The sequence below is a fragment of the Stenotrophomonas sp. S49 genome, assembly GCF_016624905.1.
Classification (GTDB): domain Bacteria; phylum Pseudomonadota; class Gammaproteobacteria; order Xanthomonadales; family Xanthomonadaceae; genus Stenotrophomonas.
Map to the genome: position 1 here is coordinate 1 of NZ_JACVUD010000052.1, position 23,065 is coordinate 23,065.

The following is a 23,065-nucleotide window of genomic DNA, read 5'->3' on the forward strand; positions in this document are numbered from 1 at the left end:
CCCCCCCCCCCCCCCCCCCCCCCCCCCCCCCCCCCCCCCCCCCCCGGGGGGCCCCCCCCCCCCCCCCCCCCCCCGCCACAGGCGCTGCTCGATGCGCTCATCCGTGCCCACGCACGCGGCGCACGCATCACCAGCATCTGCTCCGGCGCGTTCGTGCTGGCCTGGGCCGGCCTGCTCGACGGCCGCCAGGCCACCACACACTGGCGGCTGACCGACACCCTCGCCCGCGAATTCCCGCGCGTGCAGGTGCGCGACGATGTGCTTTACGTCGATACCGGCGACATCATCACCTCGGCCGGTTCGGCCACCGGCATGGACATGATGCTGCACATGGTGCGCAAGGATTACGGCGCGCGCGTCGCCAATCTGGTCGCCGAACGCCTGGTGCTGGCACCGTGGCGCGATGCCGAGCGCAGCCAGCGGGTCAGCCGGGCCATTCCCAATGGCGAACCCACCCGGTTGGCCAAGCTGATGGAATGGATGCGCCGCAACATCCGCGATGCGCACTCTCTGGCCAGCCTGGCCGAACAGGCCGCACTGAGCCAGCGCACCCTGCAGCGGCAGTTCCTGGAAGCCACCGGCCTGTCGCCCATCGATTGGCTCATCCGCGAGCGCGTGGCGTTTGCCCGCGAGCTGCTGGAAACCACCGACCGGCCGTTGCAATGGGTGGCCGAACAGGCCGGGTTCGGGTCGCAGGAATCGTTCCGCCGGCACTTCCGCGGGCTGGTGGATGCCAGCCCAACGGAATACCGCTGCCAGCATCGTGGGGCGGTCAGTGCGGATCGGCTGGTGGGGTGCTGATTACCGCACGCCAACGCGCGCAGCTCGCGAACGAATCTGCCAGCACTGCGCAGCGAACCCGAGCACGAACACCACTGCGCAGCACAGCAGTACCTGCAGCACGACCGGTGCCAACGGCGCAGCCGCAATCGGGTGCCCCACCGGCAAACGGGTAAGCGTTTCATTGGTGCCCGGCACCAACGACAACAGGAAGCTGAAGGACAGCGCGAACGTGGACAGATACGGCGCCAGACGCCCCAACACGCGCAGGCGTCCCGCCAGAACACCGCCAAAGGCGATCAGCAGCACGATCACCCCAAACGCATGGCCCGGGTTCAGCCCACCCGTACTGGATACGGTGAATGCCGTCGCCACTGACAGCACCAGACCGACCAGATAGACCTTGCCTGAGCGAGTGGAAGGGTCGATCGCGCGATGGCGGATAAAGCTGTAAAGCCCGGCCAGGACAGGAATCAGGCTGACGGCCGTATGGATTGCGCCGAGGATGGACAGTGGGTGTGCCATGAAGAACTCCGGACTCTATATGAACCTACTAGTAGGTAGGTGTAATGGACAAATGAAAGGCCTGCGCAGCCGCAGGCCCACCACACAACTCTCAGGCTGCCGCGCTTACCCGCGCGATAGCCAGGCGCGCCAGCGTCGCGAACGTGGCCGCGTCACCAAAGCCACGCGCGGCCAGCATCGCGCCATGCACCGACGACATGAAGGCCTTGGCCTCGTCGGCCGCCGAGCCTTGCAGGCGCAGTTGCCCCTGCGCCGCGCCTTTTTCCAGGGTGAGGGTCAGCCAGCCGCTCAGATCCTCGAAATGGCCGCGTACTTCATCGGCGATCTCTGTCGGAATCAACGGCGCCTCGGCCGCCAACATCGCGCAGATGCAGAACGACGACGTACCGCCGGCAATACAACTTGACCAGTAGTCCACGTAAGCGTTCAGTTCCTTCAGCGGATCGCCCAACTGCCGGTCCAGCAGCGCCAGACCTTCGCGGGCTTCTGCCCGGTACAGCACCACCACCGTGCGCACCAGGTCCGCCTTGCTGGGGAAGTGGTGGTGGATGCTGGCCTTGCTGATGTTCACCCGCGCCGACACGTCGGCATAGCTGAAACCGTTGTAACCACCGGCTTCCAACAGCGATCGGGCATGGGCCAGAATTTCCAGCGCTTTCGGGGAGAGCTGCTCTTTCATGCCGCTTAACCTACTAGTTGGTAGACGCCACTGTCAAGTGAGCCGCTGCGCTCGCCGGGCGTGGCCCGGCGCTACCGGTGGGTGATGGGTATTGCACCGCCATGCACAGCGGCCCCTCAATGCGACGACACAAACACCGCACCCTCCACCGGCGCGGGCAGCGCGAAACTGCGGCGCATGCGTGCAACCTCAGCTGCCGGCGGTAACCCGAACAGCCGCTTGAACTCGCGGTTGAACTGCGAGGGGCTGGCATAGCCCACCGCCAGCGATGCCGCTTCTGCAGTCATCGCCTGCCGCAGCATCAGCAGCCGCGCCTGGTGCAGCCGGGTGGACTTCACGTACTGCATGGGCGAAGTGCCGGTAATGCTGCGGAAATGCTCGTGGAAGGTCGCCACGCTCATTTCGGCTTCGGCGGCCAGTGCATCCACATCCAGCGCGGTGGCATAGGCGGCGTGGATATGCCGCAGCACCTTGCCGATGCGCCCGAAGCGCCCGCGCATTGCCAACGCTTCGCGCATGGCCGCGCCCTGCGCGCCGGTCAGCACGCGGAAATACAGCTCGCGCACCAGCGATGGCCCCAGCACATCTGCTTCCAGCGGGTCGGCCAAGGCCTCCAGCAGACGCAGCACGGTGGCCTGCAGGGCGCCCTGCATCGGGCTGGCCATCATGCTCTGCGCGGGCGTTTCGCCGCTGCCCGCGCGCTCGCCCAGTTCAATCAACAGGTCTGCGGCCAACTGCAGGTACAGGTGCAGGTAGATCGCCAGCAGCGGTGCCTCGGCGGTGGCTTCGGTTTCCATGGTGAACGGCACCGGCACGGACACGGCCAAATAGTGCTGCGCGTCGTACTGGTAGACCTGCCCACCCAGGTAGCCGCGCTTCACGCCCTGGCAGACGATCACGATGCCCGGGTCGTACAGCACTGGCGTGCGCGCCAGTGGCCGGTCCGAGCGCAGCAGCCGCACACCGGGCAGCGCAGTCAGCGTGTAGCCCTCGTCCACGGCCAGCGCCTTCAGCAGTTCCACCATGCGCGCCTGTGCCTGCGGCTGGGTCGGCTCATCGCGCGACATCGCACCCTCGTAGAAATAGGCAAGAACGGGCGAAGCTTAGGCCTGGGCCGTGCCGGGCTCAAGTACTAACGTGCAAGCTCCCTCACACGAGCACTCCGCCATGACAGCATCCCGCCTCTTCCTCATCACCGGTGTCAGCAGCGGCTTCGGCCGTGCCCTCGCCCAGCAGGCGCTGCTGGCCGGCCACCGCGTGGTCGGCACCGTGCGCAGCCCTGCTGCGTGCAGCGACTTCGAAACCCTCGCACCCGGCCGCGCATTCGGGCGCCTGCTGGACGTCACCGATGCACAGGCCATCGACGCGCTGGTCAGCGCCATCGAAACCGGGATCGGCGCCATCGATGTGCTGGTCAACAACGCCGGCTACGGCCACGAAGGCATCCTGGAAGAATCCACGCTGGACGAACTGCGCCACCAGTTCGAGGTGAACGTGTTCGGCCCGGCCGCGCTGATCAAAGCCGTGCTGCCGCACATGCGCGTGCGCCGCCGCGGCCACATCCTCAACATCACCTCCATGGGCGGCTTCATCACCATGCCCGGCATTGCGTGGTACTGCGGCAGCAAGTTCGCGCTGGAAGGCATCAGCGAAGTGCTGGGCAAGGAAGTGGCCGCGTTCGGCATCCATGTCACGGCGGTGGCACCCGGTTCGTTCCGCACCGATTGGGCCGGGCGTTCCATGGTGCGTGCGCCGCGCGCGATCGACGACTACGACGCACTGTTCGACCCCATCCGCAGCGCGCGCGAGGCCAAGAGCGGCCAGCAACTGGGCGATCCGGTGAAGGCCGCACAGGCCATGCTGCAGGTGATCGACAGCCCCACCCCGCCCAGCCAGCTGCTGCTGGGAAGCGATGCCCTGCACCTGGTGCGCGGCAAGCTGCAGGCCATGGCCCAGCGTATCGACCAGTGGGAAGCGCTGAGCCGGTCCACCGATAGCCCGGTTTGAACTGAATACGAGGCGCCATTGACATGCAGGCATTTGCCTGCCCATTCTCCGCCCCATGGACGGCCCGCGCCGTGGGCCGCCCTCCTACCGGAGGACGCTGTGATGGTCGAGATCGCGCACCGCGTTGGTATCAAGGCACCCGTCGCACAGGTCTACCAGGCGCTGGCCACCCCGCAGGGCGTCGCCGCCTGGTGGACCGAGGAAACTGCCGGCGACCAGCACCCGGGCGGCACGCTGCACCTTCGTTTCACCGCCCATGGCGAAGAACGCGGCGTCATGCAGATGAAGCTGCAAGAGCTGCAGCCCGACACGCTGGTGCTGTGGGAAGTGCTGGCCGGCCCGCCGGAATGGATCGGCACCCACATCCGTTTCGCCCTGCGCCAGGAAGGTGAGTACAGCATCGTGCTGTTCACCCATGAAGGCTGGAGCGAGCGCGCCGAATTCACCCGGCACTGCAGCACCAAGTGGGCCATGTTCCTGATGAGCCTGAAATCCCTGCTGGAAACCGGCACCGGCCAACCCAGCCCACGCGACATCAAGATTGACGAGTGGAACTGACCGACCGCATGGATGCAGACAAGGTTTTCAAAGCCCTGGCCGACCCCACGCGCCGCACCCTGCTGGACAGGCTGTGTGCGCAGAACGGCCAGACCCTGGGCCAATTGTGCGACCACCTGCAGATGACCCGGCAGTCGGCCACCCAGCACCTTGGCCTGCTAGAAGACGCCAACCTGATCAGCACCGTCCGCCGTGGCCGCGAGAAACTGCACTACATCAACCCGGTGCCGCTGCACGACGTCTACGAACGCTGGGTACGCAAGTTCGAGCAGCAGCGGCTGACCCTGCTGCATGACCTGAAACGCGAACTGGAAGGAGAATGACCATGCCCACCGAGGCCACCCGCTTCATCCACGTGATCTACATCGCGTCCACACCGCAGAAGGTGTTCGATGCCATCACCCGCCCGGAAGTCGCGCGCACCTACTGGGGTCACGAAAACGTTTCGGACTGGCAGCCCGGTTCGCGCTGGCAGCATGTGCGCGCCAACGATGCCCGCACGGTCGAACTGGTCGGCGAGGTGGTAGACAGCACCCCACCCTCGCGCCTGGTCATCACCTGGGCGGCGGCATCGCAGGCCGACAACCCAGCCAGCTACAGCCGGGTGACGTTCGATATCGTGCCCTATGAAGACATGGTACGGCTGACCGTTACCCACGACGATCTGGAGCCAGGCAGCGGCATGGATACCGGCATCCGCCAAGGCTGGCCGATCGTGCTGTCCAGCCTGAAATCGCTGCTGGAAACCGGCACCGGCCTGGATGTGTTTGCCAAACCGAAAGGGTGACCCTGCGCCGCTACGCCCCCACCACTGATCCCGCCACGCGGCACACCAGCATCGTGGCGGCCAGCGCCCCGGCGAAGGCGAACAGCCAGCTCATCTCGGCGTTGAGCAGTCGCTCACCCGCTTCGTCCAACAGACCGGCATCGCGGCGGCGAACCTGGCGGTAAAGCAGCAGCATGCAGGCCGCCATCAGTACCAGCAGAGGTAACCACGCGAACAGCAGCACGTTCAGTTGGCCAGCAAACGCGGCGCTTACGCTGAAACGGCTGACCCAGCCAGCGAAGGCGCACTGGGCGTGCGCCCGGCTTCAACCTGGCGCGCGTGATGCCAGAAGCCGCGCAGCATGCCCCGATGCAGCAGCTGCCGCTGGCATGGTTCCAGACCCGAAGCAGCGTATGCTTGACCGACGACGCTGACGCATTCACTGGACAGGGAACCTTGATGTGCATTCGCTTATTCGCAGCACTGCGGTAATCAGCCTCGTACTGGCTGCCCAAGCATGTGCCGGGGCCCCGGCAATCGAAGACGCAGCCACGCACGACACACGGACTGGACCAGCGCCCAACGCGACAGTCCGCGCCCTGCAGGACCAAGCGGCCACCCTGTCCGACGCAGCGGTTGAAGAAGCCGCTACGCAAGGCGCAGTGTCGGCCAAGAAATCCGGTGGCTACGCGCCCCTGCCACATGGCCCTGCGATGACGGCGGACAACTTGGTCGCGGCCATTGCGCGCATGGCCAGTACCTTTCAGTCTCGACAGGACATGCTTCCGCTTCACGTAGCGCAGGTGACAGCACTCGGCATGGCACCCGACAGTCTCGGTGAGCGCACGGGCGTCCAGGGCTCTATCGGTCATGCCCGCTACGAATTTGCTGCGTGGAAGCGTTACGAGCGTCATCCAGGCCACAGCGTTGAGCTGACCATTCGGCCGTCAGCGGCCTGCAAGATTCCGTTCGCATCATTGCGTGACCCGTTGGTCGCAGCAGGGTTCGCCGTTTCCACCAATGCAGTTGGATTCAAGCCCATGGTGTACTTTTCTCGAACTGTCAGCGATGGACTGGATCTGCATATCATCCTGAACACGGAAAGCCATTCCCAGCCCCGATGCGTTTCGCGTGTCCGGCTGGAAATGGAACCGGGCGATGGCTGACCGGCGCCCGCACACCCGCGTCCAATACGCATCAAGACCGTGTGCACAGCCGGCATGCCCCCCAGCAGTACCCTGCGCATCTACCAACCGCCAGGGGGCGCAGGGTGAACGCATCGATCCAGCGGGTGAACCTGCAACGGCTGATCCTCGCGCTTGCCGCGCTCTCGGCGCTGGTGATGCTGGGCAATGCGGTCTGGGCCAGCTACCAGGTGCAGCGCCAGCAGCTGCTTGAAAAGAGCCTGGAAGCCAACCGGGTGTACGCGCACTCGCTGGCGCAGTCCACCCAGCACTTCGTGCTGAACGCGCAGCAGCAGCTGGCGGTCGGCGCCGAACGCCTCAGCCGCAACGCCACCCAGCCCGCGGCGCACGACGATGAAGTGGAACGGGTCAAGCTGCAGACCGATGCCTTCAACAGCGTCATCTCGGTCGATGCCCAGGGCGTGGTGGTGGGCACCTCGCCCGCCCTGCCCGAGCTGCAGGGCAAGGCCCTCACCAGCGCGGCCAACCGGCAGGCGCTGCAGCAGCGCGTGCCAATGGTCAGCGATCCGTTCGTTGCCCACACCGGCAACCTGGTGGTCACCCTCTCCCACCCCGTGTTCAACGCCGACGGCGACTACGCCGGCTACATCACCGCGTCCATCCATCTGCGCGACCCCAACGTGCTGCACAGCCTGCTCGGCAACCATCCCTACGACGATGGCTCGTATCTGTACGTGGTCAGCCGCGATGGCACCGTGCTCTACCACCCCGACCCGGACCGCGTCGGCCAGGCCGCCACCCGCAATGCCGCCGTGGAGGCACTCAGCCAGGGCCGTGCCGGCGCCCTGCACTCGCGCAACAGCCACGGCGTGCACATGCTGGCCGGCTTCGCGCCGGTGCCCGCGGCCGGTTGGGGCATCGTCGCCCAGCGCCCAACCGACGCTGCCGTGGCCCCCATGGGCAGCCTGACGGCCACGGTGCTGCGCAATGCCGCGCCGCTGGGGCTGCTGACCCTGCTGCTTATCTGGCTGTGCTCGCGGCGCATTGCCTCGCCCTTGCAGGAACTGGCCCGGCACGCACAGGACCAGGATGTCGGCGCCGCCATCACCCAGGTCAAGGCGGTCAATTCCTGGTACCACGAGGCCGCCCAGCTCAAGCAGGCGGTGCTGGTCAGCTTCCGCAACCTCAACGACCGTATCGGGCTGCTGGACAAGGCCGCCCTCACCGATCCCCTCACCCAGCTGCTCAACCGGCGCGGGCTAGAACGCGCACTCAGCGCGCTGAATGCCTCGGGCGTGCCGTTCGGCGTCATCACCCTGGACGTGGACCACTTCAAGGACGTCAACGACCAGCACGGCCACGATACCGGCGACCAGGTGCTGGCCGGCATCGCCCAGTGCATGCGTGCCAACGCGCGCCCGCAGGACGTGCTGTGCCGCTTGGGCGGTGAGGAGTTCCTCGCCCTGCTGCCCGAGGTCAGCGCAGACGCCGCGCTGCAGGTGGCCGAGCGCCTGCGCAGCGTTATCCAGGCGCACGCCTTCCCCGCCGTCGGGCACGTCACCATTTCAGCCGGCGTCAGCCATTACCCGGAAACACAGGCCGATGCAGACCTGGTCATCCGCCAGGCCGACAAGGCGCTGTACCGGGCCAAGCACGCCGGCCGCAACCGCACCGTGCTGTACCGCCGCCGCAGCCAACGGCGCGAAAACCCGTCCTGATCCGCGCAGCAGATGCCCAGCAGAGGCTGAATGGGCGCACCGGCCTTCATCTGCCGCGCACACACCCGGGCATCCCGGCGCGGCATCATTGCCGCGCAACAGCAACGCCCCTTCCACTGGATTTCCCTTGCAGCCGCATTCCCCTTCGGCCGGTCAACCGGCCCCGTTGTCGCATGATTTTTTCGAATTCCTGGCCGTACGTGCAGGTGAGCAGTGGTTTGCCGTGGACGTGCAGGCCGCTGTCGAAATCCGTGGCCCTGAAACCTTCAACCGCGCACGCGGCGACGGCCGCCCCACCGTTAACGTGCGCGACGAAGCACTGTCGGTGGTCGATCTGCGCCGGCTCAGCGGGCTGGCTGCGTTCGGGTCCGGCTGCCCGGCGATGCTGCTGGTACAGGCAAGCATAGAAGTGCTGGCCCTGGCCGTGGACGAAGTGGGCGAGATTGAAAGCGTCCCACGCGAGCAGGTGCGGGCGGTCAATTCGCTGGGGTTTGTGTTCTGCAGCCAGAGCGTTGCGCTGGGTGCCAAGGGCGTGTTGCCGCTGATCGATCCGATGTTGTTGATCGCCGCGTGATCGCGCCGCCGGGCATGGCCCGGCGCTACCGCACCGCATCCGCGACGCCCTTTCACGCCGCGGGGCATGGCCCGGCGCTACCGCACCGCGTCCGCGACGCCCTTTCACGCCGCCGGGCATGGCCCGGCGCTACCCCACCGCACCCGCGACTCCCTTGCGCGCCGCCGGGCATGGCCCGGCGCTACCCCACCGCGCCCGCAACACCCTCCGGTAGCGGCGGGGCCCCCCCCGCGCGCGCCCCGGCCCATGACGCAGTAGGCCCCCCCCCCCCCACCCCCCCGGGCCCGGCCCCCCCCCACGCCCGGCGAGCGCAGCGGCCATTGACGCATTCGGCACGCCAAATCGGCCCGATGCACCACATCGCTGTACGCGCTCTATCTGCCGCGCTTCCGTGCGGCATGACTCATACAACTACTCCTAAGCGGAAAACGTCACGCATTTCCGTGCGTTGCGCGCCGTTTGCGCCATCTAATGTCGCGCCAACCACGCCCGCGGCACGAGCGAGCGCTCTCGTGTCGCATGTGCCACGGATTGTGCATGCGACAATCGTTTCCGCTCTCTCGATGCATCTGCATGTTTCGGATTTTTCTGATTGAACCGAGCGTGCACGCGTAAACAACATGGCGTGCCACCGACAACGGGTGGCCGGGTCTGCAAACCCGTACTGATGTCTGCGCTGTTGTTTACGCTTGCCCGTCGGCACCGTCCTTAACCGGTGCCGGCGGGCAATCCGTCGGCCGTCTATGGCGGGCGGTGCGTGGGGATCTTCGGATCCACCGGTTCAATGGCGCTACATCATCCCGGTTTGCAGCCACGCACCGTCCGCCACCCCGCCCAGCGCGGGTGGCGCTGCTGTGCCTCTGCCACGGAAGCCGACGCCATGACCGCACCGAACGCCCTGCCCTTCAGCGCCCCCGCTGATTCCATCAACGACGACGAAAACCCCTCGCCCGACCTCAGCACCCTGCTCGGTTGCCTCGACCGCATCCGCACGGGCGAAGGCGCCGACGGCCAACCCTGGCCCGAAACCCACCTGCCGCTTGGCCGCCGCATGGCCCTGGCCCGTATCGACCGCGCCGCCGCCGGTCTGCTCACCGTGGCCGAAGTGCTGCACGCCGCAGAGCGCTGCCGCGCCGTGGCCACACCCGACCGGCACCTGAGCGAAGGCGTGGTCGATGGCCTGTTCCTGGCCTGCCGCAGCCTGGCCGAACTGGTCTGTCAGGACATCCGGCCGCGCGGATGATCAGCGTCGTTCTCCGCTTCCAGATTGCCAAACACCACCACACCGATTATCAGGTTGCCTATCTGCAGCTGGTCGAGTTGCTGCAGCGCTTTCCCGGCAACGACACGTGGTACTGCGAGGTAAACGCCCCCGGCCAGGTGCCGCTGCGGCTGGACGATGCGCCCGCCGTGCTGCACCGCCTGCGGGTGCGCGCGGAACTGGCGCCTGTGCGCACGTTCAGTGCATCGCTGTTGAACCGGCCAACCGGCCAACGCGTGTCCGGGCTGATCAATATTGATTACAGCCCGGGCGTCGGCACCATGACCGTGGTCGTCAACCGGCCCGCTGATGTGCAGCCCAACCCCACCCGCTGGATCGCCGGCATCATGCTGGCGGTGCTGGAAAGCGAACTTGGCACCCGCTACGCATTTGCCGACGTCTACGACCGGCTGAATGGTCGGTTCGTGAATTACCACGATGCCTGTGCAAGCTACCCCGGGCGGCACTGCCTGGGGTGGATGGCGTATGTGCGCCGGGCCGTGAGCGCGGCGGAATTGCCGCAGGCGGCGTTGATTCTGCCCGCGCCGGGGGGATCGATCGTGGTGTCGGTGGATGGGGCGTTCAAGCTGGCCGACAAGAAGCACGTGCGGGTGGCGAACGTGTTGGAAATGCGGATGTATGAGTTGGGGTTGCTGCCGGTGTTCTAGCTGGATGGGACGTTGGGTCTACCGTGATTGCAAAAAGGCAGGGTTACTTGCACACCGCAACCTGCCTTCCCTGCCAGACCGCCGATGCAGGCGGCAGCGTTTCAGTCGCTCCGCCATTCGAACTTTGCGCGCCGTCGAGATGGGTTACACGTAGTCCGCTGGCTTCCCGCTGCACAGCGATCGACTCGGTGTTCCCATGCATTAGAATCAAAGAATCGCCCCGTGGCTTGATCTTCATGACCTCAGGGGCGGTCGCTTCGCCCTCGTATCGCTGTACGACGGCATATCCACCATCCCCGCCGCCAACGAACGAAATCTCCAGCCCGAGTAGGTCGCCGGATTCGGGGTGCATGCATACGTTCGAGTAGGTGGGTGGATGCTTCGGGGAGCCCTCGCCCACTGCAACGCCAGGTAAGAGCGCCAATGCCAGCGTCAGAATGCATGAAAGCTTTGGGTTGATCATCTGCAGATCTCCATCCCTCAAGGCGCGAACGTGGCGGGCAACTGGGAGTAAACGCGAGAGCAGCATTGGCCAACGGCTAGCGCGCCGTCCAACCTCCATCCATCGGCAGTGCCGTACCCGTAATCTGCGCCGCGGCGTCGGAGGCCAGGAACACCACCATGTCCCCCAGCTGCTCTGGCGTCACAAACTGCAGCGACGGCTGCTTCTCGGCCAGCAGTTCTCGCGCGGCGGCCTCCTGATCAGTCCCTTCGCGTTCCGCCAGCGCGGTGATCTGCTGCTCCACCAGGGCCGTGCGCACCCAGCCGGGGCAGATGGCGTTGGCGGTGATGCCGGTTCCCGCGTTCTCCAGCGCCGTTACCTTGGTAAACCCGACCACGCCGTGCTTGGCCGCCACATAGGCCGACTTGTTCACCGAGCCCACCAGCCCGTGTACCGACGCAATATTGATGATGCGGCCCGATCCCTGCTGCTGCATGTGGGGCAGCGCCGCCGCAGTTGCATGGAACACCGCCGATAGATTCAGCGCCAGGATCGCGTCCCACTTTTCGACTGGGAACTCCTGGATCGACGCGGTGTGCTGGATGCCCGCGTTGTTCACTAGGATATCGATGCGGCCCATCGTTGCCACGGCACGGGCGATCATTTCCCGTACTGCTTCGCCGCTAGAAAGGTCGGCGCCATCGTGTGCCACCCGCACACCGTGTTCGGCCTCTAAGCCGGAGCGGATGCGCTCGATTTCCTGCGCATCGCCGAAGCCATTGAGCACGATGTCGGCCCCCTGCCGGGCCAGCGCGGCGGCGATGCCAAGACCGATACCGCTGGTGGACCCGGTGACTACCGCGACCTTTCCACTGAACATGGGCGAGCTTCCTCGGGACGGAGGCACAGTGTAGATCCACGCCATGCGTGGAGGCACGACTTAAACGCCACGCAACTTCAACCGTTCAACCAACCACTTGCCAACTTCTGAATTCGAAGCCAAGTTCGGCTCGGTAATGAACTTGCCGTCGACCACCACACGGTCCGGACCCTGCGCGATATTGCAGCTAAACCACGCGTCTGCTCGCTGAAACGCAGTTCCCGGACAGAGCCTAATTTTCAGCGCTGCCAAGAATCGGCTCGGTCACTGTTCGGCCATTGTATGCCCCAGTCCACATCCAACGCTCTCTAACCACGAGGTATGCCGCCAGATCACGGCAGACGCCTCTCTCCCCCTCATACAAGTGCCTTTTTGTACTCTCAAAGTCCGGATAAGCTACCGTTACGGTAGTCAATGCCGCTGTCAGCCACATGGAGGACGGCAAGAGTAATTACCATCCTCCTCATGACATCAAAACACCAATGATATTTAGAACAAGTAGATTGAACATAGAACTTACGGGCACCGACCGCAATGACGTAATTAGGCCTCTACCATCAAGGCCGTGAAATCAAATAGTTAATAACTAAAACCTTAGGACAGAGCGTGAACTGCCTTATTAAGCGCTGCACCAGCTTTATGATTGATCGTCTCGTGACACGACTGATCGATGACGTCAACGAATATTCCAATCTGCTTGAAACTGAAGACTGGCGACTTTTCTTGAGCCTTCATCAAGCTGTGGATGACAAGAAGCACTGCCAGAGAAATTGCCAGTCGTGCCTTGAATTTTCCATAATGATGAACATGCTCTGCGATTTCTTCGATGGCGTCCAAAGGAAAAATGAAGAAAACGACAAACTTATAGCAGAACTACATCACTTGCTTGGCATACCAATAGCCTCAAACCATGTTTCCCTTGCGCTAGATTTGGTCATTTCCCCAAGCTACGTGAAGGAGAAGATACCCGCGAATCTCGTCCAACCTTATGAGAAGTACGCAATTGCGATCCGCCGCGAGGTCTCTCGCTTGGCAATGACGCATTATCTTAATAAACAGAACAAATGCAACCTAGAAATCCTTTCCCACGCAAACCTGGAGCAAGAGCAAGTTACGGATTACAACCCAGCGAGCACATCCGCATACGAAGAGTTGCTTTACGTCGACCAGAATGTAATTAGCAAGTATGCAAATGATAACAACTTCCGCCGGCAGATCGAAAATTTTAAGAGAAAGGCTTCACGTCAGTTTATCTACAGCCCCTACGTGATTGAAGACGGAGTAAAAATGAGTCGCGCCCGACTCAGCGAATACTTTGACTCAATTGAGAAGCTAACAGACAACACGATGCTCGTTCGATCCAAAAATGGCCTAATACTTGCGAAGGAGAACGCTCAAATTACGCTCGATCGCGTCCTTCTCTGGAAGAACGTGACAAGGGCAGCCGAGGACCGGAAAATTAGCGTCATGAACTATAACTATTGGGGCCACCCTTATTATTCAAGAGGATCAAAACTGTCAGAACGGGCAAACAAGGATATTCATGAATTCCTTGCGTCTTTTCGCCCCTACCTTTGCGAAGTTGGCGTTGACGTTGATCTTGACGACCATGATAGCGATCGAGCCCTGTATCGAAGGCTGTCCGCGGCAACCATTGGAAAATCATTCTCCCTAAATGCACTAGTGAATGATTCGATCACACATGAAAGTGATGCGCAATGTATAGCCTGCATTGAACATCTTTGCGAATTCCTCGACTTGATCAATTATCAGACAGAGCCACTTTCCGAACTAAGCAAGATCCGCAGCAGCCTTCAAGATACAGAGCACTTGAAGCACGCCTGGAAAGCTGATTATTTCGTGACCGATGACAGGAGGCTGCGTACCCGCGGTGATTTCATATATGCAAAACTTGGGTTAAGAACAAAATTTATTGGCACCAAGGATCTTAAAGAAAGGATCGCAGGTGAATTCAAAGACTGATCAGAGCGTCGGCCATCGTTACGAATGCGCCATGATTTTCTCTTCACAAAGTTCCGCGAGACGGATTTCGACAGTTCGACGACTGGACCGGCCAGACTTCCGTAGACACTCACGACCGCAAGGATGATGGACACATGCCCGTTAGAAACCCCGCTTTCTACGACCTTCGCCGTCTGTACTCCGACGAAGACATTGAAAGCCTCGTGCGGCAATACAAGGAGATTTGTACTGCGAAAGAGGAAAGCGCCAAGTACTACGGTGAGCGCGGGATCCGGCCCATCTGGGACCATGAAAATTCAAGGGAAGCAGAAGAGGAGAAGAGGGATTTCGAGCAAAAGCATCCACAGCTCGTAGATATCATCAACAGCAACAAGGGTCCTGTGAAAGATCCACGGTAAGAAGCCGCCCTACTTCAACCGCTCCACCAACCGCTGCCCCACTTCCAACGCCGAAGCCGGGTTCTGCCCGGTAATAAGCTCGCGGTCCACCACCACATGCCCCGTCCACGGCGTGGTGTTGCTGCTGAACCTCGCCCCCGCCTGCTGCAGCGCCGTCTGCGGGTAGAACTTCATCTCACCCCCGCCCAGCATCGGCTTGGCCTGCTCTTCTTCCTGGTTGCTGATCACCGTCATCTGGTAGCCGCTGTAGATCCACTTCGGCGTGGCCGGCATCGCACCGGCTTCCAGCTTCGCCACGAAACCACCCGCGTCCGGCAGCGTGGACAGCAACGCGATCGGCCCGTGGCAGACCAGCGCGGTGGATTTCTTGCGCTGGTGGAAGTCGGCCAGCAACCGGCCCAGCGCGGGGCTCTTCAGCAGGTCCTGCATCGGCGCATGGCCGCCGGGAATGTAGACCGCGTCGAAGTGTGCGTAGCCCTGCTGCTCGACGCGCGCCAGGCTGACCACCGGCGAGGCCGTCGGCGAAGTCAGCGCCAGCTTCTCCATCAGGTCCTTGTGCACCTTCAGCTGTGCGGCATCGTTGCCGAAGTACGCCGGCGTCACCGAAGACGCATCCACCGTTGGCGCCCGCCCCTGCGGCGTGGCGAAGGTCACCTCATGGCCCGCGTCCAGCAGCAGCTTGACCGGCTGCATCAGCTCGTTGAGATAGAAGCCGGTGGACAGCACCTTGCCGTCCTTCAGGTCCAGGTGGTTTTCGTCGGACAGCACCACCAGCACATTGGCAGCATGGGCGCCGGTGGCGGCCAAGGTCAGGGCGAGCGCTGCGGCCAGCCGGATCATCAGGTTCATGGGTAGCTCCTCTGGGAATGGCGGCCACTTTATTCATCGCCGCAGCGGCGATAAATTGGCCCCATCGCAAAAGATCTATTCCCCGCAGAGCTAAATGAGCCGCAAGTTCGACTACCTGGGCGATGTGGAGGTGTTCCTGGCTGTGGTCGAGCACGGCTCGTTCACCGCCGGCGCCGTGGCGCTGTCCACCACGCCCTCGGTGCTGAGCCGCGCGGTTACACGCCTGGAAGCACGGCTGGGCAGGCAGCTGCTGCAGCGGACTACCCGCCGCGTGGGCCTGACTGACGCCGGGCGGCTGTATCTGGAACAGGTGCGCACGGCCTTCGGCCTGCTGGACGATGCCGAGCGCGACGTCCAGCGCCAGGACGGCGCGCTGGCCGGCCGCGTGCGCCTGAGCGTGCCGACCACCTATGGCCACTACCGGCTACCGCCTGTGCTGGCGCGCTTTACGCAGCAGTACCCGCAGGTGCAGGTGGAACTGAACATCACCAACCGCAACGTGGACCTGGTGGCCGAGGGCTTCGACCTGGCTATTCGGCTGGGGCAGCTGCCGGATAGTGGGCTGGTGGGGCGGAAGCTGGAGGATGCAGCGCTGGTGCTGGTGGCTGCGCCGGAGTACCTGGAGCAGGGGTACGCCGCAGACGCTGGAAGATCTGGAGCAGCACCTGTGCCTGCCGTTTGTGATGCCGCGGACTGGGCGGTTGGCGCCGTGGGTGTTTCGGGATGGCGGGCGGGATGTGGACTGGCTGCCTCGTTCGTCGATTGAGACTTCTGACGATGTGCTGGGTGTGGTTTCGCTGGCCGAACAGGGGATTGGAATCTGCCAGAGTTATGAGTTCATCGTGCGGGATCGGTTGCTGCGCGGGGAGCTGGTAGAGGTGCTGCCGCAACTGCGCGGGCGGTCGAGACCGTTCTCGGTGATCTATGCGCCGCATCGGCGGCAGTCAGCGGCGACGCGGGCGATGATTGAGTTGCTGGTGGGGAATGCGGCTGTGGCTGGGGATGGTGGTGGTTGAGGCTGTGATATTTGTTGGCGATGTTGTGTTTGAACCGCTTCTCGGGGTCTACGGCTGATCCAGCGCCACTGCCTGTCGAGCAAGACTAAGAAACTGTTGCAAAGAAGCCCGCCGCGCCAATCGTTTGTGGCACGCGCGATTGGGGCACGTTGCTTCGTAATCAACAGAGCAGGTGCGCGAAGGCGTCTGGCCGTCTCGCGTTCTACATGAATGGGGCTTGCCACAATAGCTTCTCAAACTTGAGTTCCGCTTCCTATTCGCCATTATCAATTAGAAGGAGGCCGTCTATCGGCGCACTCGTTATTTAGAGTATTTTCACTCGATCGCAGACCGGGACCACAAGTCCCTAGGCTCAAACTAACCTACGGCGATCGACGTAAGCTTCACCGTCGCCAGATAACGTAAAAAACGTTCAGCATTGCCGCGGATTACGCATCGATTTGCGGCGCGTCGACACTTTCGAGCCTATCGTCAATCTGAGTGAATTTAGCGCACTCAACTACGGGGCGGAAACGATCACGTTCGAAAGAGCACTGCGGAAGCCCTCGCCTACGGCCCATTGCTGGCATCTGGATCATGCTGCTGGGAAATTGCTTGAAATCAGCCGCCTCGATAATGCGAATGAAACGAAGACAAATTTAATCATCAAACAAACCTATCGCCTGGCAAGCATCAAGAAATGGCTTCTTTAGAAAGCCGCAGTCAGCGTACGGTCTATTACGCACTTGTCGCGCCAATGTGCTCATGAAGTCACAAGGGTCTCGATCATCCTGTTTCCATTCATCCAGCACCTGCATCAGCCAGTATTTTCCATCGTTCTCCGCGCAGAACTTGGCTTTGTAGCGTTCTTCAATACCATATGTGTCCTTCCATGTTTCGAGCTCTTCAGCCAATGCCACAGGGCCGAGTTGAATTGTGATGTCGGCAGGCCTCAATTCATCGATGTCGGCATGCAGCAAAGCAACCTGCAGTTCAATAAGATGGCTGGCAGCAGCATATGGATAGAAGGCTTTGCGCCGTCCAACTGCATTGTGTGCAGGGTCTTTGCTCAGCTTGTAGGTACTATTGCACTCGTGGCAAGCGGGTGCGAGATTACGAAAGTTGATGGAATTGAATGGATATAGCACTTTCGGCAAATAGTGATCGTAGGCTTCGCGTTTGCTGTGATTCTCACCCTTGATATCGCCTATGCCGCAGAACGGGCACTTCCCTGTTTTGTTGGTAGACACAAAGGCCTGGTAGTGATCATTGATGTCACCGATCTTGGCGCGCAGTGCAGCGAGATCCAATAGCGATTGCGAATAAAGCCCCTTGAAGAAGGTGCCGAGTTGAACGGCAAGGTCTTTGTGATTGGCGGCGATGTCGGCGTAACGGGCGAGGTGTATTGCCGGATCATTGGCACAGACTTTTTCCAGATCGTTATTACCCTCATACCACTGCTGAAACTGATTGATCTCCACGGCGGTCAGTGTCGAAAACAGGCCGTAAATTCGCTCCACATGGCCATAGAAGAAATCGGCACCTTGCGCGTCGGAGTAATAGAACGCTTCCATCACTTCACGCAACTCAGCGTTGGCGTCAAACAGCTGTAGGCCGAAGGGGTCGCCAGTCGGCGCCTTGCACCACACTTCATGAAATACGAAGTCGATGAACGTCTGCATCTTCTCCATCGCGTGTGGCACATAGGTATATGGAAACAACATCAGCCCTACGCCTCCCCACTTTTTGGCTGATCGTCATCAAGAATGGCCTTGATCAGCAGCACTTTCTCCACAGAGTCACCGAGCTGCTGGTGAATCTCCGCGATCAACGATTCTTTGTCCTGGGCACCCTGTTCAAAGCGTGCACGCAAAGCTTCCAACAATGCCTGCGCATGACCACCGATGGTTTCTCGCTTGTCGAAGGTATTCACGGTGATCTTGTTAATCGAGGCCCCCAGCGTATTGTAATTAGGGTTGCTGATGCTGACCTTTCCACTGGTTTTATCCTTGGCGAACACTAACACCCTCTCCGGCTTGCTGTCGGAGATCATGAAGGGCGTGTGGGTGGTAACCAACATTTCTTGTCCCGCATCCTCTACATCGGACAAGCATTGACGTAGGCGGGTAATAAAGCTGGCGCGCCAGTGCGGATTGAAGTGGGTTTCTGGCTCGTCGAGCAGTAACAGGCTGTTGGTCCTTCGAAACAGCAGGCACAGCCCGAGACTGTGCAGCATCTGATACTCGCCGTCCGACAGATCTTTGAGCAGCATCGGCTTTTTTACCCCATGCTTTGTGAAGTAAAAATTCTTGAACCGCATGATGCGTTGATCGGAGGCGAGCGTCGGTACCGTCTCACTGACGTAATGGCTGGTGGAGCGGTACAGTTCCGCTTTGATGGTATCGCTGGCGCTATACAGATTGAGCGTCAGCAAAACCTGCAAGGCTTGGAACAAAGCGAGTGCAGGGCCTGCCGGATCATTGAAATTGGCGCGGAAAGCTTGCCTGGTCTCCTCATTTATCCGGTAGTCTAGGATCAGCGTGTCGGAAGCCTCATCGTAGAAATGCAACGTGGCACAGCGCTTGAGCTTTTCGACAATGGCTGTGCGTTCAGTACGCTCATCGCCATTGGCCTCTAGTCCTTGAAGCAGATTGAGTCGGTAATCTCCGGTCTCCGGATCAAGATAAACCACATTGGTATCTGTAAAACGACCATCCTGCGTTTCGGTGGGCAAGGCGTACTCACCCAAAGTAAAGGCAGCAATTTGTTGGCCTGTGGCCGGGATGCTGCGGCGCAAGACAATGCGGAACTCGCGCAGCACCTCTATGCCAACATCCTCGCGGAAGGGCTGCAGGGCGGCTTCATCCTGAAGCAAAAGATTGCACAACAGAATAGCTTGGCTGAAGCCACTGTCCAGATAGGCCAGCCGCGTTTCAGGACGGCCGGGATAAGGGAGCTGTCGGGCCAGAGAATTCCAGTACTCATCGAACTGGATGAAACGCATCTTGAAGAACGGCAGGCTGAGAATCTCGTTCTCGCCGGAGGAATAGCCAAGCACGTACTGCGGCAACAACAGGTCACGCTCTTCATCAGTCAATGTGCTGAAAGCAAAACCCTCGACAGGGAATGCTTCGTTGTTCCCCCAGCGCAGCCACGGCGATTTGTCCGGCTCCTTGATCACGACCACGTGGGCGAACTTCGGACTATCGGAAGACCGGTGTTCCTTCGGCAACTTGATCAGGTATTCCAGTTCATAAGCGTTGGGATGGCCTTCATGCTCCTGCATGCCGTTCGGATTGTCGTCGGGATCATACTGAAAGACCTCCGGCAGAAAATTACGACGCACTCGCTGCACCTCCAACTGAAAGAAGATCGCTGCCAGCGCTTCTAGTAGGTTGGATTTGCCGCTGCCATTGGGGCCAGCGCACACGAAGGGGGCAAAGCCTTCAGGCTCGGCCAGTTCTTCCTGCAGCCCCCATTCGGTGCGGAAGTGATGCTCAAAACCACAGGGCAAGCTACGAAAGCCTGCCGGGTCGGTGATCTTCAGGCGCAACAGCTTCATACCGGAACAGTTCTAAGTTTGATGCGATTGCCAGCATTATCGAACTCCTGCGACAGCGTGCCAGCTGCCAGTGCCTCGAATACCCAGGCTTTGACGTGCTCGTAGTCGCTGACGCGCAGTTCAAGGTCGGTGTCCGGCAACAACTCCACCAGCCGGGCTTGCGCCGCCGCCATGAAATCCTGCGCTGAAAACGGCATGCCGCGCAGTTGTTCGCGATAGGCGTGCAGCCATTCTGCGATAAGTGCCTTGCGGGATTCAGCATTCTCCAACGCCGCTGGCAGCTTGTCGCTGGTGGGTAAATTAATCACAGGCACGGCCTGCACGACAGGTTCGGGCACCGAGGCTTGATCTTCAATGGAGATAGCACCGACATGTTGAGTTGGTGGTTTCGGCATAGGTACGCGCGATAGATCCAATTCGCCCTTGAAAGCTTGCTGACTCAGTGCGCCATAGAGGCTCTCCAAGTAGGCGAGGCTTTTCTGGTAGCGGGATTTCAGTTGATCGACGCTCTTGTGGATTTCAGCAAAACGGTCTTGCAGGTCAATCGGCGCACGCTTGATCTTGGTCTCCTTAATGAGACCTAAATTAAGACCACTCATAATAGCTCCGCGATTCTTGCTTGCGAACTGTTTTAGAACATAAGGGCTGGAGTGAATGGCGTATGACAAAAACAATGGATTGGCAACCTCTCTATTCAGAGTAATCGCCGCAAGGTGCTTGGTGTTGATGGCAACAGGGATGTCGTCAGGGATCACCGCCGAACGACCGATGGTGCCCATGATCGTGACAATCACATCACCCGGAAAGATGCGATAACTCTGGAGCTGCTGATACTTTTCCTTGGAGATAAATCGGCGCTCACCCCACGCAAATCGATTTTGTACAGCATTGTCGATGCCCAACACTGCCACATCTCCCTCTGACATGAACTCACTGTGGAGCAAATTGGAACCGAACGGTCCTGTTCGCATCGCACCTTTGTGTTTGGCAGCTAACTCACGAATCTCTACTAGCGGCCAAGCCTCATAACCTGGACTCGTTGGTCCAAACATCTCGAGAAACACGCTCTTGAGCAGGTCGTCGAGTTGTTGCAGGTGTTGTTTGCGTTGGGCGATCAACCCTTCCACTCTGTCGAGCAGATGAACAATGCGGATTTGGTCGTTGAGGGGCCAGTCCGGAATCTCGAAGTTCTCTAGAAATTCAGCCGGCACGCGCTTGTGGCCAGCTGCTCCCTTCATCGACTTCTGACCAAGAAACAAGAGCCGCTTGCTACGCACAAAATGATATAGAAATCGCGGGTCAACCTTCGCTGGAATGGATCGGAGCACGTGAAACTCCGTTGACCCAAAGCCGATTGGATGCTCTAAATTGTCGGCAAGTGCCGATTTCCCGTTTTCAAAGCACGGGGTTATCTTTGCCAGCAAGACATCGCCCCGCTGGAAATAAGTAAAGCCCTTTCTAACTTCACCAAAGCTGCGAGTCTCCTGGAGTTTTATTCCTCCGTCTTCAGAGACTGCGGCCATTGGTACAAACGAAATTTCTCTTGAATCTTCTAGTCCCTTTGGCAGCCGAGGATTTATTTGAGCAACCTGCGATAGCGGAACGACCTTCATCCCACCATCCCCTTCAGTTCCAGCAACTGGCGAACAATCCCGCCTTGCACCTTGGTCAGTTCCGCCTCGTCTGCATCGCCCACCTCGGCCTGAATCAATCGATCCAAAATCACGCCCGGCGCGTCGTAGTGCACTTCTTCGAACACGTCTTGCTTGTAGCGCGAAAGCGAAAGGTCGAAGTTGTTTTTCTCGTCCGCAATCTCGGTGCGCGACACCATGAAGCACTTTGAGGTGCGGTTGGTGTCACTGGACGCGTTGCGAGCGTGGTATCGGGCGATGATGTCTTGCAGGTCACCAAAGCCTTCCTGCTTGCTGCGCTTGTCGTCCAGCGAGTAACCATCGGTGGCCATTTCGTAGAACCAGACGTCTTCGGTGGCGGGTTTCGCCACCTTGTCTTTCGGCCCCCAGACCTTGGTGAACAGCAGGATGGCGGTGCTGACCCCGGCGTAGGGTCTGAACACGCCACTGGGCAGGGTGATGACGGCCTTGAGTTCGCAACGCTCCACCAGCATCTGGCGCAGCGCCTTGAACGCGCCGCCGGAGCCGAACAGCACGCCCTGCGGCACGATCACGCAAGCGGTGCCGCCCTTCTTGAGCAAGCGGTAAATGTTCTCGACAAACAGCAGCTCGGTCTTGGTGGTGGCCAGTTGCAGGTGCTCGTTGATGTCGCCCTTGTCGATGCTGCCGGTGAAAGGCGGGTTGGCCATCACGATGTCGTATTCGGCCTCCTCGGTGTAGCTCTTGCTGAGGGTGTCTTTGTAGTCGATGTGCGGCTCGTCGATGCCGTGCATCATCAGATTCATCAGCCCCAGCCGCACCATGGTGGCGTCGATGTCATAGCCGCACAGTGAGCTGGCCAGAATGGCCTGCGCCTTCTCTGTGAGCGCTGCCGCGACCGATGTGCGGATAAAGCCGTCTTCATCGGGCTTGAGGTCTTGGGCGCCCGCTTTTCTTGCCAGTTCGGTGACGATGTACTGATACGCGCCGAGCAGAAAGCCGCCTGAACCGCAGGCCGGGTCGGCAATCCTGTGGCCCAGTTGCGGCTGCACCAGATTGGCCATCAGCTTGATGATGTGGCGCGGGGTGCGGAACTGGCCGTTCTTGCCGGCGGTGGCGATCTCGGACAGCAGGAACTCGTAGACATCGCCCTGGATGTCCTGGAAGGCCTGGCCTTTCTCCTTCGAGTCCTTCTCCATCACCTCGAAGATGTCGTCGATGGTTTTCACCGCTTCCACCAGCAGGGCGGGCTTGGGGATGATGAAGACGGCGTTCTTCATGTGGTGGGTGAAGTTGGATTCGGCGCCGTTCAGATCTTTGAGGAAAGGGAACACCCTGCCCTGCACGTGCTGCAGCATCTCTTCGGCCTGCATGCGTTTGAATTCGCTCCAGCGTAGGTTGCGCTTTTCGATGGGGCGCTGTTCCGCGGCTGGCCAGTTGCGTTCCTCGGGCGGAATCCACGTGCCCGTGAATTTGGAGATGTAGTTCTCGCCGGTCCATTCGGCATCGGCCTGGCGCTTCTTGTCCAGCTCATCCAGCCGCTTCATGAACAGCAGGTAGGTGATCTGCTCGATGGCGGTGAGCGGGTTGCTGATGCCGCCGCTCCAGAATTTGTTCCAGAGCTGGTCGATCTTGCTTTTGAGTTCGGGGTTGTTTTGCAGCATG

Annotated in this window: 23 protein-coding genes and 1 pseudogene; 13 read left to right on the plus strand and 11 right to left on the minus strand. The window is 60.9% G+C overall.

From position 1 onward, the window contains the following. Window positions 1-801, plus strand: an 801-nt coding sequence (locus IAE58_RS12180) for a helix-turn-helix domain-containing protein (RefSeq protein ID WP_267910382.1), incomplete at its 5' end; no start/stop codon positions are given. Here the strand turns inward: IAE58_RS12180 and IAE58_RS12185 are convergent. The 3 genes from IAE58_RS12185 to IAE58_RS12195 form a co-directional block, all read right to left on the minus strand. Further along, window positions 802-1,305 (minus strand): hypothetical protein, encoded by a 504-nt coding sequence (locus IAE58_RS12185; RefSeq protein WP_199934653.1) that lies wholly within the window; start codon window positions 1,303-1,305, stop codon window positions 802-804. It abuts the gene before it with no gap. A 91-nt stretch (window positions 1,306-1,396) separates the two neighbouring features. Next, entirely contained in the window at window positions 1,397-1,984 is a 588-nt protein-coding gene (locus IAE58_RS12190) for a TetR/AcrR family transcriptional regulator (protein WP_199934654.1), read from the minus strand. Window positions 1,985-2,100: 116 nt separating this feature from the next. Beyond that, entirely contained in the window at window positions 2,101-3,051 is a 951-nt protein-coding gene (locus IAE58_RS12195) for an AraC family transcriptional regulator (protein WP_199934655.1), read from the minus strand. A gap of 100 nt (window positions 3,052-3,151) precedes the next feature. On the opposite strand from IAE58_RS12195, the gene IAE58_RS12200 reads away from it, so the two are divergent. The 4 genes from IAE58_RS12200 (at window position 3,152) to IAE58_RS12215 (ending at window position 5,336) form a co-directional block, all read left to right on the plus strand. Next, complete coding sequence (locus IAE58_RS12200) at window positions 3,152-3,991, plus strand: oxidoreductase (RefSeq protein ID WP_199934656.1); 840 nt, start codon at window positions 3,152-3,154, stop codon at window positions 3,989-3,991. Window positions 3,992-4,093: 102 nt separating this feature from the next. Then, on the plus strand, window positions 4,094-4,549 hold the full coding sequence (locus tag IAE58_RS12205; RefSeq protein ID WP_199934657.1) for an SRPBCC domain-containing protein: 456 nt from the start codon (window positions 4,094-4,096) through the stop codon (window positions 4,547-4,549). A gap of 8 nt (window positions 4,550-4,557) precedes the next feature. Further along, window positions 4,558-4,872, plus strand: a complete 315-nt coding sequence (locus IAE58_RS12210; protein WP_199934661.1) for a metalloregulator ArsR/SmtB family transcription factor — start codon at window positions 4,558-4,560, stop codon at window positions 4,870-4,872. 2 nt (window positions 4,873-4,874) lie between these two features. Beyond that, window positions 4,875-5,336 carry an SRPBCC family protein gene (locus tag IAE58_RS12215; RefSeq protein ID WP_199934662.1) on the plus strand — a complete coding sequence of 154 codons (462 nt, stop codon included), beginning with the start codon at window positions 4,875-4,877 and terminating at the stop codon, window positions 5,334-5,336. Window positions 5,337-5,346: 10 nt separating this feature from the next. Here IAE58_RS12215 and IAE58_RS12220 read toward each other — a convergent pair whose 3' ends face one another. Next, on the minus strand, window positions 5,347-5,511 hold the full coding sequence (locus tag IAE58_RS12220) for a hypothetical protein (protein ID WP_199934658.1): 165 nt from the start codon (window positions 5,509-5,511) through the stop codon (window positions 5,347-5,349). 466 nt (window positions 5,512-5,977) lie between these two features. On the opposite strand from IAE58_RS12220, the gene IAE58_RS12225 reads away from it, so the two are divergent. The 5 genes from IAE58_RS12225 to IAE58_RS12245 all read left to right on the plus strand — a co-directional run bounded on the left by IAE58_RS12225 (window position 5,978) and on the right by IAE58_RS12245 (window position 10,681). After that, a complete protein-coding gene (locus IAE58_RS12225; protein ID WP_199934659.1) occupies window positions 5,978-6,481 on the plus strand; it encodes a hypothetical protein in 504 nt (167 codons plus the stop codon). Between the two features lie 104 nt (window positions 6,482-6,585). After that, window positions 6,586-8,178, plus strand: a complete 1,593-nt coding sequence (locus IAE58_RS12230; protein WP_325166851.1) for a sensor domain-containing diguanylate cyclase — start codon at window positions 6,586-6,588, stop codon at window positions 8,176-8,178. Between the two features lie 127 nt (window positions 8,179-8,305). Beyond that, window positions 8,306-8,752 (plus strand): chemotaxis protein CheW, encoded by a 447-nt coding sequence (locus IAE58_RS19985; RefSeq protein WP_233615068.1) that lies wholly within the window; start codon window positions 8,306-8,308, stop codon window positions 8,750-8,752. An 880-nt stretch (window positions 8,753-9,632) separates the two neighbouring features. Then, window positions 9,633-9,995 (plus strand): hypothetical protein, encoded by a 363-nt coding sequence (locus tag IAE58_RS12240; RefSeq protein WP_199934105.1) that lies wholly within the window; start codon window positions 9,633-9,635, stop codon window positions 9,993-9,995. Next, on the plus strand, window positions 9,992-10,681 hold the full coding sequence (locus IAE58_RS12245; RefSeq protein ID WP_199934106.1) for an Imm52 family immunity protein: 690 nt from the start codon (window positions 9,992-9,994) through the stop codon (window positions 10,679-10,681). Before IAE58_RS12240 ends, IAE58_RS12245 begins: the two co-directional genes overlap by 4 nt. A 43-nt stretch (window positions 10,682-10,724) precedes the next feature. Here the strand turns inward: IAE58_RS12245 and IAE58_RS12250 are convergent, their stop codons facing one another. Together IAE58_RS12250 and IAE58_RS12255 are read right to left on the minus strand one after the other, a co-directional pair. After that, a complete protein-coding gene (locus tag IAE58_RS12250; protein WP_199934107.1) occupies window positions 10,725-11,144 on the minus strand; it encodes a hypothetical protein in 420 nt (139 codons plus the stop codon). A gap of 76 nt (window positions 11,145-11,220) precedes the next feature. Further along, window positions 11,221-12,003, minus strand: a complete 783-nt coding sequence (locus tag IAE58_RS12255; protein ID WP_199934108.1) for a 3-hydroxybutyrate dehydrogenase — start codon at window positions 12,001-12,003, stop codon at window positions 11,221-11,223. Between the two features lie 654 nt (window positions 12,004-12,657). Between IAE58_RS12255 and IAE58_RS12260 the strand changes: the two genes are divergently transcribed. Both IAE58_RS12260 and IAE58_RS12265 read left to right on the plus strand, forming a co-directional pair. Then, window positions 12,658-13,986 carry a hypothetical protein gene (locus IAE58_RS12260; RefSeq protein ID WP_200734979.1) on the plus strand — a complete coding sequence of 443 codons (1,329 nt, stop codon included), beginning with the start codon at window positions 12,658-12,660 and terminating at the stop codon, window positions 13,984-13,986. A gap of 134 nt (window positions 13,987-14,120) precedes the next feature. After that, on the plus strand, window positions 14,121-14,384 hold the full coding sequence (locus IAE58_RS12265; RefSeq protein WP_199934110.1) for a hypothetical protein: 264 nt from the start codon (window positions 14,121-14,123) through the stop codon (window positions 14,382-14,384). 9 nt (window positions 14,385-14,393) lie between these two features. Here the strand turns inward: IAE58_RS12265 and IAE58_RS12270 are convergent, their stop codons facing one another. Then, the gene (locus IAE58_RS12270) at window positions 14,394-15,233 is read right to left on the minus strand and encodes a type 1 glutamine amidotransferase domain-containing protein (RefSeq protein ID WP_199934111.1); all 840 of its coding nucleotides are present in this window, start codon (window positions 15,231-15,233) and stop codon (window positions 14,394-14,396) included. Window positions 15,234-15,327: 94 nt separating this feature from the next. Between IAE58_RS12270 and IAE58_RS12275 the strand changes: the two are divergent. Then, window positions 15,328-16,249, plus strand: a pseudogene (locus IAE58_RS12275) (LysR family transcriptional regulator). Between the two features lie 638 nt (window positions 16,250-16,887). Here the strand turns inward: IAE58_RS12275 and IAE58_RS12280 are convergent. From IAE58_RS12280 to IAE58_RS12295, 4 genes are read right to left on the minus strand one after another with little or no spacing between them, the layout of a single operon-like run. Next, entirely contained in the window at window positions 16,888-17,910 is a 1,023-nt protein-coding gene (locus IAE58_RS12280; protein ID WP_233614976.1) for a hypothetical protein, read from the minus strand. A 47-nt stretch (window positions 17,911-17,957) separates the two neighbouring features. Beyond that, on the minus strand, window positions 17,958-19,790 hold the full coding sequence (locus IAE58_RS12285; RefSeq protein ID WP_199934113.1) for a restriction system-associated AAA family ATPase: 1,833 nt from the start codon (window positions 19,788-19,790) through the stop codon (window positions 17,958-17,960). Continuing rightward, window positions 19,787-21,403 (minus strand): restriction endonuclease subunit S, encoded by a 1,617-nt coding sequence (locus IAE58_RS12290; protein WP_199934114.1) that lies wholly within the window; start codon window positions 21,401-21,403, stop codon window positions 19,787-19,789. The genes IAE58_RS12285 and IAE58_RS12290 overlap by 4 nt, the downstream gene beginning before the upstream one ends. Beyond that, a complete protein-coding gene (locus tag IAE58_RS12295; RefSeq protein ID WP_199934115.1) occupies window positions 21,400-23,064 on the minus strand; it encodes a class I SAM-dependent DNA methyltransferase in 1,665 nt (554 codons plus the stop codon). Before IAE58_RS12295 ends, IAE58_RS12290 begins: the two co-directional genes overlap by 4 nt. Window position 23,065: the final 1 nt, after the last annotated feature.